The organism is Lysobacter sp. (genome assembly GCA_013141175.1).
GTDB lineage: Bacteria > Pseudomonadota > Gammaproteobacteria > Xanthomonadales > Xanthomonadaceae > Lysobacter_I.
Map to the genome: position 1 here is coordinate 2,364,565 of JABFRN010000001.1, position 12,430 is coordinate 2,376,994.

Consider the following 12,430-nt stretch of genomic DNA (forward strand, 5'->3'; position numbering starts at 1 on the left):
CATGCATTGTGCGGAATGCTTCATGCGCAGCGCGCGATGCGTTCAGCTTCAGGTGTCTTCTTCCCGAAAGACATTCAGCGGGAGGGTCACGAAGAATTCGCTTCCAAGCCCGATGCCTCCACTCGCGACGACGACCGTTCCGCCGTGCGCTTCCACCAATTCCTTTACGACGGTCAGGCCGATCCCCAGTCCTTGTCCGTTGAAGCCTGTGGCGTGGTCGTCCTGGGCAAAGGGCTCGAAGACGCGCGGCAGCGCATCGAGGCTGATGCCGATGCCATCGTCGCTCACATGGATCACCACATCGTCCTTGTGGACATGGACGGCCAGACGGATCTCGCCGCCATCGGGCGTGTATTTCGAGGCGTTGTCGAGCAGGTTGCTGAGAATCTGGTTCAAACGAATGGGGTCCGCCTCCAGCACGACAGGTTGCAGGGGCAGGTCGAGGCGGAAATGCTGCAGCCGCGCGTCCATGGCGGGTCTCGATGCGTTGATGGCATCGTCGATCACCTTGGCGAGATCGATCGTACGAAAATGCAACCGGAGCTTGCCCGTGCTGGAGCGCGACAGATCCAACAGGTCGCCGACCAATCGGGTGATGTGCGTGACCTGCTGCTCGATGATGGTCTGCATGCGCTGCAGATCGTCGGGATTGGCGCTGCGCAACAGGGACGCCGCGACGCCCAGCGGTGTCAGGGGGTTGCGCAGTTCGTGCGCGACCAGCGCCAGGAATTCCTTTTGGCGCTGCTGCGATTGCTCGGCCGCCGCCTGGAGTGTCTGGGCATTCAATGCGGCCAATACCAGCTGTTCGTTGGCTTCGCGCAATTGCGCGGCGCGTCGCTCATGGTCGGCCACCACCACATCGTGATGAACGATGGATTGCTGCAGCGAAGCCAAGGTTGCGGGGGGGGGGCTTCGTTCTCGGCACCCTCCTTGTGGAAAGCGTAACCGCCCATGCCCAGCCGCTTCGCCCGGTACATGGCCGCATCGGCGCGATCGATCAGCAACTGCGGCGCGTCTCCATCGTCGGGATACCTGCAAATGCCGATGCTCGCGGTGAGGCGGAGGATATGGTCGCCAATGCGGAAGGGCATTCCCAATGCGGATGTCACTTTGCGCGCCACCAGGACGATTTCGGAGGGATGTTCGACATCCGTCAGCAGGATCAGGAATTCATCGCCACCATGTCGGCTGACGGTATCGACTTCGCGAACCGCCGAAGACAGGCAGCGCGCGGCCCGTTGCAGCACCTGGTCGCCGATCGCGTGGCCCAGCGTGTCGTTGATCGTCTTGAAGTTGTTCATGTCGACGAACAGCAGTGCGAGATGTTCGCCTTTGCGCCGCGCCATGGCGATCGCATGCGTGAACCTGTCGAGCAGAAGTTCGCGATTCGGCAGTTCGGTCAAAGTATCCAATTGGGCGGATTGGGTGGCATGTCTCAACGATTCGGCGCAAACGTCGGCATCCGCCTGTACGCGCAACGTGGACAGCACCAGGTTCTGGTTCGCCTCCAGCAATTGCGCGTAGTCGCTGTTGCCCAAACGTTTTTCCGCTGCTTCGACCTCCAGATTCAACTCGGCGAGTTGAGCGCGCGCCTCGCTCACTTCCGCACGGGCTTCATTGCCCTGGGCCTGGAGGCCGGCCAACGCACGCGCGGCCTCCGCGCGTTGTTCTTCGATGGATGGTGTATGCCGCAGAGGCGTCATCGTGGCGTGCCTAGGCTGGCAGTCCATCATCGCCATCGCCGCCATCGCCGCCATCGCGCGCTTGCGATGCCTTGCGGGTGGGCCGGCCGCCCAGCAGACCTTCCTGACCGGAGACGCGATCTCCAATCCGAAGACCCGCGTCTTCGATACTGAACAGACGCAGCTCGTTGGAGTGCGCGCTTGCGCGCACCTTCACCACCGCGATGACGCGCAACAAGCGGCTGTCGACCTCGATATAGCGCTGGACGATGATGGCATCGGTCATGAACGCCGTGCCGTACGGGCTGAAGCGCAGGTCCGTGTACCGGTCCTCCAATTCGGACGTCATCAATACCGTCACGCCGGAAGCGGCCAATGCCATCACCATGCGCGACAGGTTTTCCCGGAAGTCTTCGCGGAACGTCGGCGCCAGGGCGAGTTCGAAGCCCGACAGCGAATCGATCACGACCCGGGCGGCGTCGAGGCGGCGGATCTCGCTCAGCAAGAGCCGCGTGGTTTCATCCATGGACAGGTCGGGCGCCCAGCTGTCGACCAGGCCCACCTGGCCGTTCTCGATCAATGCCGCGATGGCCGGCGAGCGGCCATGCGTCGGGCGCTGCTCGAACGCCGCGATCACCCCGGTTTGCCCCAGCCGTGCTCCTTCGGCAAGGAAGGCGGCGGCCAATACGCTTTTGCCCGACCCTGACGGCCCGGCCACGAGCAGCGAGTAGCCTTGCGGCAAACCGCCTCCGAGCATCTCATCCAGTCGAGGCACGCCCATCGTGAGCCGCTCGAGGGGTGGAACACCGGGAGCCATCGGGTTCGGGCTGGGCGGCGACGCAGCGAGAACCGGCGCGAACACTTCGATGCCGGTGCTGGAAATGCGGAAAGTATGCAGCCCCGGCAATGTCGGTTGGCCGCGCATCTTCATGATTTCCATCTTGCGGACCATGGAGTTGCGAACCACACTTTGCCGTAGCCAGATCAGTCCATCGGAGACGGTGAATACCGGATTGGCGTCCGCCTCCGCGAAATATTCCCCGATCAGGAAGGTGGTGGCCTGCCAACTGGTCATGGCCATGCCCAACTGCTGCACGAACTGTTGCAGGGTGTTGCGCGGGTTGTCGTTGCTTGTGCCGGAGAGCACGATCGAACGGAAGGAGTCGACGAACACCAGCGTCGGGTTGAACGACTCGACCTCTTCGATGATGCGCTTGAGGACCAGATCGAGATCGCCGCCCAGCGTGTCCTCGGAGAGATTGACGAAGCGGATGGTGTGATCGATCGCGTCGGTGTCGAAGAAGTCGAACTGCTGCTGGTATCTCAGCATTTTCAGCGGCGGTTCGCCCAGCACGGTGAAATACAGCGCACGACGCTGCGGGTTGACCAGCGAGAACATGATCTGGTGGGCCAGCGTGGTCTTGCCGCAACCGGGCGGGCCGGCGATGAGGTTGAACGAGAATTCCGGAAGACCGCCACCCAGGATCTCGTCCAGGCCGGGCACACCGGTCGACAATCGATGGATGGCTACTTTGCTTGTCATGCGGTCGGTTCCAGTGCGGGCGGGTCGCTCAACGGGCGATCCCACAAAGAACTGAGCAATCGCTCCGTGAGCGAAAGTCCCACCAGGCTGCCGAGCAGCTCGTAGAAGGACTGCAGGAGTGAGGTACCGACGGCGTTGGCTTCGGCCTCGCTCAAAGACGCCAACGTCGTGGTCAGGCGCGACAGGTCCATCGTTGTCTGGATGCCTTCATGCAGGCGCGAGAGCACCGGGTGCTGATGGCTGGTCAGGAAAAGGCTGCGCTTGTAGAGCGCGGCGACGCCGCGAGGGCCCACGATGGGCGTGAGTGCCACGCCGATGTCCCCGCACAGTGAGGCAACGCAACTTGCAGCGCTTTCGGCGCCGGCTTGGCTGCGGATTCGATTCGCCAGAATGGCGGCAATACGGTGCGCTGTTTGGCCTTCCACCCAGAGTTTCCAATGGCCAAGTATTGCGGCCGACCATACACCCTTTGCCGCGAACATGTCTGATCCGTGAACATGCCGATGGTTGTCGGCGCACGTCACTGTGCAAGGAGGAAGAGAGCCGATGTCGAAACCGGGAATTTCAACATTCGCCTGTGAGTCTGGTCGTGCCGATTGCACGATGCCTTCATGGATGGATGGGCAATGCCAATACCATTGCTGTCCAAGAAGTAAGCGCGGAAGCGTGTTGTGGTTGCTACCGATCGCTCTCAACCGCCAACAGCAGCGCACCCAGAATTCCGCTGCGATCGTCGAGCCCGGGCGCAACGATGTAGTCGTCGATGCCTGCTTCGACCTGATGGCGTGCGATGTAGCCGCCCAGCCAGTGTCGGGTGCGTGCGCGGATCAGCGGAAACAGGCGCGCGTGCTGCATCACGCCGCCGCCGAGGATGATCCGCTGCGGCGAGATCGCCAGTGTGACCTGCGCGCAGAGTTGGCCGAGGTAATCGGCTTCGATCGCCCAGATCGGATGGTCCGGCGAGGCGTTGCCGAGTTCGTGGCCGAGTCGCGCGACGATGGCGGGGCCGTTCGCCAGGCCTTCGAGGCAATCGCCGTGATGGGGACACACGCCTGCGAAACCGATGTCGTCGGGATGACGGCGCGGAAACAGGTGGCCGAGTTCCGGATGCATCATGCCGCGCAGCGTGCGGCCGTGTACGACCACGCCGCCGCCGATGCCGGTGCCGACGGTGACATAGATGAGCGTGTCGAGCGGCGTGCCTTCGGCATCACGTCCCGCGCCCCACGTCGATTCGGCAAGCGCTGCCGCATTCACATCGGTGTCCAGTGCGACCGGAATGCCGAGGTGCGCGAACGGCGCGATCAGATCGGCGTCGTGCCAGCCTGCTTTCGGCGTGCGCAGCAGGCGGCCGTAAAGCGGCGCATACGGATCGAGCTCGAGCGGGCCGAAGCTGGCGATGCCCAGTGCGCGCGGTCGTCCGTGACGTTCCCCGGCGGCTTCGAAGAAGGCGAGTGCTTCGCCGAGCGTGCTGTCGGGGTCGCGGGTCGAGAAACGCACGCGTTCGCGCAGCGTGCCGTCGGCGGTGCCGAGGGCGCAGACGAATTTGGTGCCGCCGGCTTCGATCGCGGCGTAGACGGGTTCGCTCATCGGTACGGGCCTGCAGGTTTACTCACGACGCAGCCAGCGTAGCGCATATGGCGCCAGGACGATGGGCAGTGCGATCGCTGGTTTGTTGTCGTCGAGCAAGTCGCGCCATCGCGATCCGACGAACGCTGTCGGCGGTGTTGCCGAGACCGGCCGTGCGCTCAGATTGAACAGCGCGATGAAGTCGTCGCCGCGCGCGATGCCGAGCAAAGCGGTGTCCGCGAAGTCGAGCGCGCGCATCGGCGCGTCGCCGCGCAGTGCCGGCGACGCACGGCGCACGGCGATCATCCGTCGCAGCGCGCTGCTGATATGCGCGGCGGTGGTTTCGGTGTCGTGTCCTGCGTCGACGGCATCGGCCTTCGCCCAAGCCATCGCCGGACGATGCAGCCAGCGGCCTTCCGCTGCGCGCAGCGGATCGTCGATGTAGGCCTCGTCGTTGCCGAGCGCGATTTCGTCGCCCATGTACAGCGCCGGCAAGCCTGCGGTCACGAACACGATGCCGTACAGCAATTGCAGCCTCTGTTCGGCCAAAGCCAGCGCGTCCGCGTCGCCGCGCGCCTGCGCATCGGCGATGCCGGCGAGCGCGCTGGCCATGCCGTTGGTGCCGTGCACGTGATCGCCGCCCGCGCTCTGGAAACTGCAACCGCGCGCGAAGGAATCGCCGGTGTCGCCCGCGTAGAACCGCGCGACGCGCGCGAGGTCGAACGGCGCATGGCTTTCGCCGCCCCGGGCTTCCTCGCGCAGTACGTTCCAGCCGATGTCGTCGTGGCAGCGCAGATAGGTCAGCCAGCCGCTGGCCTTCGGCAGTGTCGGCGTGTGGGCGATCACGTCGGCGAGCAGATCGCCGCGCTGTTCCGCCAGTGCCACCCACAGCGCCGCCATCAGCGTGCTGTGATAGGCGAGATGGCATTCGCGGCCGGCGGCGCTGTCGTTACCGCTGCCGTTGCCGCTGTCATTGCTCAGACCGAAATAGGGCGGCAACTCGCGCGCGGGCACGATCGCTTCGGCCTTCAGCAGCACGCCCGGCGCGACGATGTCGACCACCGCGCGCAGCGCCTGCAGGATCGCGTGCGCTTCGGGCTGGTTCATGCAATCGGTGCCGAGGCGTTTCCACAGATAGGCGGTGGAATCGAGGCGGAAGGCTTCGATCCCGCGATTGGCGAGCCGCAGCATCGTCAGCGCCATCTCGACGAAGACATCGGGGTTCGACCAGTTCAGGTCCCACTGGTAGCCGTAGAACGTGGTCCACACCCAGCCGAGCGTCGGGACATACGTGAAATTGCCCGGCGCGGTCTGCGGAAACACCTGATGCAGATCGCGTTCGTAGGCGTCGGCCAACGCGCGGTCCGCAAAGCGATGGTAGTAGGCGCGATAGTGCGGGTCGCCGCGCAGTGCGGCCAGCGCCCAATGATGGTCGTCGGCGGTGTGGTTGAGCACCAGGTCGGCGCACAGGCTGATCCCGGCATCGCGAAGTGCCGTGGTCAGCGCATCGAGATCGTCGTCGGTGCCGAGCGACGGCTCCACCGCATCGTAGTCGCGCACCGCGAAGCCGCCGTCGTTGTCGCCTTCGCGCGCGTGCAGGAACGGCAGCAGATGCAGATAGCGGATGCCGAGTCCCTGCAGGTACGGCACCCGTTCGGCGACACCGCGCAGATCGACGCCGAAACGGTCGGCATAGGCGGTGTAGCCGATCATGTCCTGGGCGAGGAACCAGTCGGGGTCGCGCTCGCGGGCAGCGTCCAGCGCACGCAGCGCATCGGGTCGCGCATCGTTGCACGCGGCCATGCCGGCGAGCAGCCGCTGCAGCGCGGCTTCGAAGCGCGGCGTATCGGCGTAGAGCGAAGCGAAGGTGGCGATCAGATGCGTGCCATGCGCATCCCAGCGTGCGCGCGCCTGCGCGCGATGCGATGAACGCATCGCTTGCAGGAAGCGGTCGCGACAGCGCTCGTCGTCGGTGATCATGACGTGGGCGTTCATATCGTTGATCTGCGCCAGGGATTGCGACGACGCGTACCGGAGCGGGAGAGTACGCTCCGGCACACGTCGTCGCGGGCTCAGAACTCGTAGCGCACGCTGAGCGACGCGGTGCGGCCCGGAATCGAGCGCGCGCGGATGACGTTGTCGGCGCCAGCGACGATGCTGCCTTCTTCCGCTTCGGTGATGCCGAACGCGTCGAACAGGTTGTTGACGTTCAGGCCGACCACCCAGCTCTCGGCGAAGCGGTAATCCGCGAACAGATTGACCTGGGTGTAGCCGGGCATCACCAGCTGGTTGTTGTCCTGCGCGTAGGCATCGCCGGTGCCGATGATGTTCGCGCCGACCGTCCAATTGCTGGCGGCATATCCGCCGGTCAACTGGTAGACCACATCGGCCTGCCGGCGCGGCGTGTTGCCTTCATTGACCGGAGAAATCTCGTCCTTGCTGATCTCCGCGTCGGTCCAGGTCAGGCCGCCGTTGACGAAGAACTCGTTGTAGCGCAGCGAGGCTTCCAGTTCGATGCCGCGCGCGTTGTAGACGCGATCGAAGAAGCGCTGGCTGGTGAGTTCGAAGTTCTGTTCCTCGGTCTTGGCGAAGAACGCGGTCGCGAACAGGCTGAAACCGTCGCGACGCCATTTCAGGCCGGCTTCGTATTGATCGACCAGATCCACCGCGTCCTGCGCGCGTACCGAGCCGTCGGGCTGGACCACGCCGAACAGCAGGCGGTCGGCGTTGGCGCGACCGCCACGACTGATCCGCGCGAAACCGGCGAGGTCGTCGCTGAGCAGATAGTTCGCGCCGACCGAGTACGAGGTGTAGCCCCAGTCGTAGTTCACCGGCGATGCGCCCGCGTTGTTGATCTGCGACACGCTCAGCTCCGGGCCGGAGATGGTGCCGTCGCCGTCCACATCGACGTTCGCGGCCTGCACGGCGCCGGCATAGTTGCCGGTCGCGTCGCCGCTGTCGCGACGCACGCTGGCGTCGATATCGAGTTTGCCCAGCGAGAAGGCCGCCGAGAGATACGGCGCGCCGATTTCGTACTTCGCGTTGTAGCTGCGCGTGCAGCAGTTGCCCCAGAACGGCACGCCGTAGGCGTACAGGCCGTTGTCGGAGAGATTGACGTTGGTGGCGCTGTACACGTCGATCAGCGCGGAATTGCCGTTGCCGCGCAGTTCCTGCAGATAGGAATTCCACACCCAGTCCATGTCGATGTTCTGGCGCGAGGCGTAGTAGCCGGCGCTGAGATCGAGATTGCCGCCGTCGCCGACGCCGAAGCTGCGGGTGAGTTTGAGATCGTTGGCGTAGTTGCCCAGATCGTTGAGCGTGGTGTTGAACAGATGCGTGCGCACCACCGTGCCGGTATAGGCCTGGCCGGCGTTCGGGCCATTGCTGTAGCGCAGGGTGGCACCGGCGCCGCCGATGGTCGGCGCGATGGCCGCAGCGCTGCCGACTTCGGCCGGGAACTGTCCGACGAAACGGCCGCTGGTGTCTGCGTAGCGGAATTTCTCGTTGATCTTCCAGCCGTCGCCGAAGCGGTATTCGACCTCGGCGCCGACCACGGTGCTGTCCGGATGCATGCCGTCGGCGATGTCGGTGCTGCGGCGGTTGTTGGCGCCGTCCAGGCCGATATCGGTCAGGAAATAGCGGCTCTGCAGCGTGTCGCGCGCGGGGTCGAAGCCTTCGATCGCGCCCAGGTTCGGGCTGCCGTTGCTGCCGGTGGCGCGGGTCGGGACCGGCAGATAGCCGATGGCGCGGTCGTCGAGGCGCTTGAAGTAGAAACGCGCGTACCCGTTCTCGAAGTCCTTGGTGAGGTTGGCCTTGAGCTGCCCGCCTTTTTCGGCGGTGTAGCCTGCATCGCGGACGCCATCGCCGCGGCGATAGAAGCCGGCGACATGGAAACGCCAGCCGTCGCCGAACGGCATGCCGTAGCGGAAGTCGACGCGGTGGCTGCCGTAATCGAGACCGGTGGTGAGGCCGACCGCGCCGCCCTGCTGTTCGCCGGTGTTGCTGATGAAGTTGATCACGCCGCCGGGCGAGTTGCTGGCGAACGTGGACGCCGAGCCGCCGCGCACCGCTTCGATGCGGTCGATCGACCAGTCGTTGCGCAGGAAGATGTCGGCGTTGCCGAAGGCGATGTCGCCGAATTCCAGCACCGGCAGACCGTCTTCCTGCAGCTGCAGGAATTTCGCGCCACCGGACGCGACCGGCAGGCCGCGCACCGCGATGTTCGCGTTGCCTTCGCCGCCGGTGGACTCGGAGCGGATGCCCGGGATGTTGCGGAAGATTTCCGCAGTGGAGCGCGGCGCCGAGCGTTCGATGGCGTCGGGGGAGATGCTGCTGGTCGACACGCTGGTGCGCAGTTTGGATTTGCCGCCGGCGGTGGCGGTGATGACGATGGTGTCGAGATCCCCGGGCGTACTGTTGTCGTTCGCGGGGGCATCAGCGGTTTGCGCCGAGGCGAAGGTGGGTGCCAGCAGCAGGCACACGGCCCACGACAGGGCATGGGGGCGCAGGGTGGTGGTGCGGCGATGGGGCGGCTGGTTCGGCTGGCGACGCATGACGGTGTTCCCTCCGTGTGTCTGGGTGGGCGGCTGCCCGGGTGCGGCACTTGATAGAACATCGTGCAATCGATTGCAAGTTGCAGTGCAGCGATTTTCTCCCGCTGCCCCGGAGATCGGGAGGTCGTTTCAGAATCCGGATGGTCCCAGGATGTCTTTCATAATGTTAAAAAACAAGGGCATATCATCGATGTCGAAGGCCCGTGACCACCGGTGGCACGGTACAAGGGCACAGCAGGGATGCTGCGGCGCAGCATGTACAATCGTTTGCATTGATGCACTATCTGCGCGCCGGTGGGGTATCGAACCGGTGTCCGAAGTCCTGACGGAGCCGTGCAATGGCTGACCTCAATGTGCATCTGGGTGGCCTCGATCTGGCCGTGATCGCGCTGTACGCGCTCGGCATCATCGCCTTGGGTCTGTATGTCTCGAAGCGGCGCGCGTCGGCCGAGGATTACTTCCTCGCCTCGCGCTCGATGACCTGGCCGGTGATCGGGCTTGCGCTGCTGGCATCGAACATTTCATCGACCACGCTGATCGGTCTGGCCGGCGCGGCGTACGGCAACGGTATCTCGGTCTACAACTACGAATGGATGGCGACGGTGGTGCTCGCCTTCTTCTGCGTGTTCTTCCTGCCGTTCCTGCTGCGCTCGCAGGTGTACACGCTGCCGGAATATCTCGAACGCCGCTACGACCGACGTTCGCGCGTGTATTTCTCTGCACTCACCATCTTCCTCAACATCGTGGTCGATACCGCCGGCACGCTGTACGGCGGCGCGATCATGCTGAAGCTGATTCTTCCGCAGTGGCCGCTGTGGGAAATCGTCGCGGTGCTGGCGCTGTCCGCAGGCATCTACACCGTCGCGGGCGGCCTGCGCGCTGTGATCTACACCGAAACCGTGCAGGCGGTGATCCTGCTGGGCGCATCGGTGTTCATCGCGTTCTACGCGTTCGACAAGGCCGGCGGCTGGAATGCGGTGATGGCGGCGGTGGATCCTGCGAAGCTGTCGCTGATCCGCCCGATCGACGACCCCGGCGTGCCGTGGCTCGGGCTGGTGCTGGGCGTGCCGCTGCTCGGCTTCTATTTCTGGTGCACCAACCAGTTCATGGTCCAGCGCGTGCTGTCGGCGAAGGACGAGAACCACGGCCGTTGGGGCGCGCTCTTCGCGGGTCTGCTGAAACTGCCGGTGCTGTACGTGATGGTGCTTCCGGGTACGGCGGCCATCCTGCTGTATCCGCAGTTGGACAAACCCGATCTCGTCTATCCGACGCTGATCTTCGATCTGCTGCCGGCCGGACTGATCGGTGTGGTCGTCGCCGGTTTCTTCGCGGCGATCATGTCGTCCATCGCCAGCACCTTCAATTCCGCAGCGACGCTGGTGACCATGGATTTCGTGCAGCCGCGCCTGCCCGGCGCGAGCAATGCGACGCTGGTGCGCGCGGGGCGCATCACCACCATCGTGTTCATGGTGCTGGCGGTGGCGTGGGCGCCGCAGATCGAGCGATTCGAATCGCTGTGGCAATACCTGCAGGCGGTGTTGGCCTACGCGGTGCCGCCGGTGTGCGCGCTGTTCCTGATCGGTCTGTTCTGGCGCGGCGCGAATGCGAAAGGCGCGTTCGCGTCGATCGTCGCCGGTTTGATCGGCGGCGCCGCGCTGTTCTATGCGAACGTGATGGCGCCCGCGCCGCTGGGCCTGCATTTCCTGTACGTCGCGCCGCTGCTGTTCGTGCTCAGTGCGGTCGTGTTGATCGGTGTGAGCGCGGCGACCACGCCGCCATCGATGGAACAGGTCGGCGCGATGCTGTGGACGCCCGCGTTCTATCGCGACGAAACCCGCCAGCTCGCCGGTCTGCCGTGGTGGCAGAACTATCGGGTGCTGTCGGTGTTGCTGCTGGTGTTGACGGCGGTGATCGTGTGGAGTTTCCGCTGATAAATCGTCATAGGGTGCGCCTTGGCGCACCGATGCATCGAACACGCATCAACGACAAGCGAAATGTTTGCTGCGACAAAAAAAGCGGTGCGCCAAGGCGCACCCTACGCCGATGCCCTGACGATCAGGCTCGGCGCCAGCGTCGTCGATTCCGGATGCTCGCCACGGATCGCGGCGATCACGGTATCGACCAGTTTGATCGCGCCCTGCGCCAGTTCCTGGCGTACCGTCGTCAGTGCCGGGTGCGTGTGTTCGGCGAGCAGGATGTCGTCGAAGCCGACCACCGACACATCCTGCGGCACCCGGCGGCCGGATTCGGACAATGCGCGGATCGCGCTGATCGCGATCACGTCCGAGGCCGCCATCACGCCATCGAAATCGGCGCCGCTGTCGATCAGCGCGCGCACGCTGGCGTAGGCGTCTTCGCTGCCGAAGTGGCTGCGCACGTGCAGTTCGGGATGCGCCTTCAGGCCGGCGGTGCGCAGCGCGTGACGATAGCCGTCGTGGCGGTGGCCGACTTCCGGCAGGCGCTCGTCGCCCAGGAAGGCGATGCGGCGGCGGCCGTGGCGGATCAGGTGCTCGGTGCCGATCTGCCCGCCGAGGCGGTTGTCGGTGCCGACCACCGGATATTTCTGCGCCGGCAACCGCGTGCCCCAGGCGGTGAGCGGGATGCCGGCGCGCGCGGCTTCGTTGATCGAGCCGTGCTCGAAGCTTTGGCCGATCAGGATCACGCCGTCGCTGCGCCCGGGCTGCTGCAGCCGTCGCACCCAGCCGTCCTGGTGCGCGGCGATCTTCGACAGCAGCATGTTGTAGCCGCGGTCGCTCAGCGCATCGGCGAGGTGCGCGAGCATCGTCATCATGAAGGGATCGACCAGATGCGCGACCCGTTCGTGGACCAGCGGCACCGCCACCGTGATCACGCCGGTCTGGCGCGAACGCAGGCTGCTGGCGACCGGATTCACCGCGTAGCCGGCCTCTTCGGCAAGGCGCTGGATGCGCTGGCGGGTGCTGGCCGCGATCAGCGGGCTGTCTTTCAGCGCGCGCGAGACGGTGGATTCGGAGACGCCGGCGAGCTTGGCGATATCCGCCATCTGCAGGTTGTTCGGCGGTTGCGAGGTCCGGCGGCGGGGTCGGGTCATGGGCACTAGAGTC

General features: G+C 65.0%; 9 protein-coding genes. 1 reads left to right on the top strand and 8 read right to left on the bottom strand.

Annotated elements, in window-relative coordinates:
• Positions 1 to 48: 48 nt before the first annotated feature.
• The 7 genes from HOP03_10400 to HOP03_10430 form a co-directional block, all read right to left on the bottom strand.
• Positions 49 to 852 (bottom strand): HAMP domain-containing histidine kinase, encoded by an 804-nt coding sequence (locus HOP03_10400; GenBank protein ID NOT88584.1) that lies wholly within the window; start codon positions 850 to 852, stop codon positions 49 to 51.
• Positions 783 to 1,703: a diguanylate cyclase gene (locus HOP03_10405; protein NOT88585.1), complete on the bottom strand. Its 921-nt coding sequence runs from the start codon at positions 1,701 to 1,703 to the stop codon at positions 783 to 785. Before HOP03_10405 ends, HOP03_10400 begins: the two co-directional genes overlap by 70 nt.
• A gap of 10 nt (positions 1,704 to 1,713) precedes the next feature.
• Entirely contained in the window at positions 1,714 to 3,225 is a 1,512-nt protein-coding gene (locus HOP03_10410) for an AAA family ATPase (protein ID NOT88586.1), read from the bottom strand.
• The gene (locus tag HOP03_10415; GenBank protein ID NOT88587.1) at positions 3,222 to 3,536 is read right to left on the bottom strand and encodes a hypothetical protein; all 315 of its coding nucleotides are present in this window, start codon (positions 3,534 to 3,536) and stop codon (positions 3,222 to 3,224) included. The genes HOP03_10410 and HOP03_10415 overlap by 4 nt, the downstream gene beginning before the upstream one ends.
• Positions 3,537 to 3,903: 367 nt before the next feature.
• Positions 3,904 to 4,815, bottom strand: coding sequence for an ROK family protein (locus HOP03_10420; GenBank protein NOT88588.1), 912 nt, complete (start codon positions 4,813 to 4,815; stop codon positions 3,904 to 3,906).
• An 18-nt stretch (positions 4,816 to 4,833) separates the two neighbouring features.
• On the bottom strand, positions 4,834 to 6,729 hold the full coding sequence (locus tag HOP03_10425) for an amylosucrase (GenBank protein NOT88589.1): 1,896 nt from the start codon (positions 6,727 to 6,729) through the stop codon (positions 4,834 to 4,836).
• 137 nt (positions 6,730 to 6,866) lie between these two features.
• Positions 6,867 to 9,347 carry a TonB-dependent receptor gene (locus tag HOP03_10430; GenBank protein ID NOT88590.1) on the bottom strand — a complete coding sequence of 827 codons (2,481 nt, stop codon included), beginning with the start codon at positions 9,345 to 9,347 and terminating at the stop codon, positions 6,867 to 6,869.
• Between the two features lie 338 nt (positions 9,348 to 9,685).
• Between HOP03_10430 and HOP03_10435 the strand changes: the two genes are divergently transcribed.
• Positions 9,686 to 11,278, top strand: a complete 1,593-nt coding sequence (locus HOP03_10435) for a sodium/solute symporter (protein ID NOT88591.1) — start codon at positions 9,686 to 9,688, stop codon at positions 11,276 to 11,278.
• Between the two features lie 104 nt (positions 11,279 to 11,382).
• On the opposite strand, the gene HOP03_10440 is transcribed toward HOP03_10435, so the two are convergent.
• On the bottom strand, positions 11,383 to 12,369 hold the full coding sequence (locus HOP03_10440; protein ID NOT88592.1) for a substrate-binding domain-containing protein: 987 nt from the start codon (positions 12,367 to 12,369) through the stop codon (positions 11,383 to 11,385).
• Positions 12,370 to 12,430 lie beyond the last annotated feature (61 nt).

Excerpts from the sequence above, each read along its gene's own strand:
- HOP03_10405 (NOT88585.1), bottom strand. The coding sequence starts at position 1,703 with ATGACGCCTCTGCGGCATACACCATCCATCGAAGAACAACGCGCGGAG.
- HOP03_10420 (NOT88588.1), bottom strand. The coding sequence starts at position 4,815 with ATGAGCGAACCCGTCTACGCCGCGATCGAAGCCGGCGGCACCAAATTC.
- HOP03_10425 (NOT88589.1), bottom strand. The coding sequence starts at position 6,729 with ATGCGTTCATCGCATCGCGCGCAGGCGCGCGCACGCTGGGATGCGCAT.
- HOP03_10410 (NOT88586.1), bottom strand. The coding sequence starts at position 3,225 with ATGACAAGCAAAGTAGCCATCCATCGATTGTCGACCGGTGTGCCCGGC.
- HOP03_10440 (NOT88592.1), bottom strand. The coding sequence starts at position 12,369 with ATGGCGGATATCGCCAAGCTCGCCGGCGTCTCCGAATCCACCGTCTCG.
- HOP03_10430 (NOT88590.1), bottom strand. The coding sequence starts at position 9,347 with ATGCGTCGCCAGCCGAACCAGCCGCCCCATCGCCGCACCACCACCCTG.
- HOP03_10435 (NOT88591.1), top strand. The coding sequence starts at position 9,686 with ATGGCTGACCTCAATGTGCATCTGGGTGGCCTCGATCTGGCCGTGATC.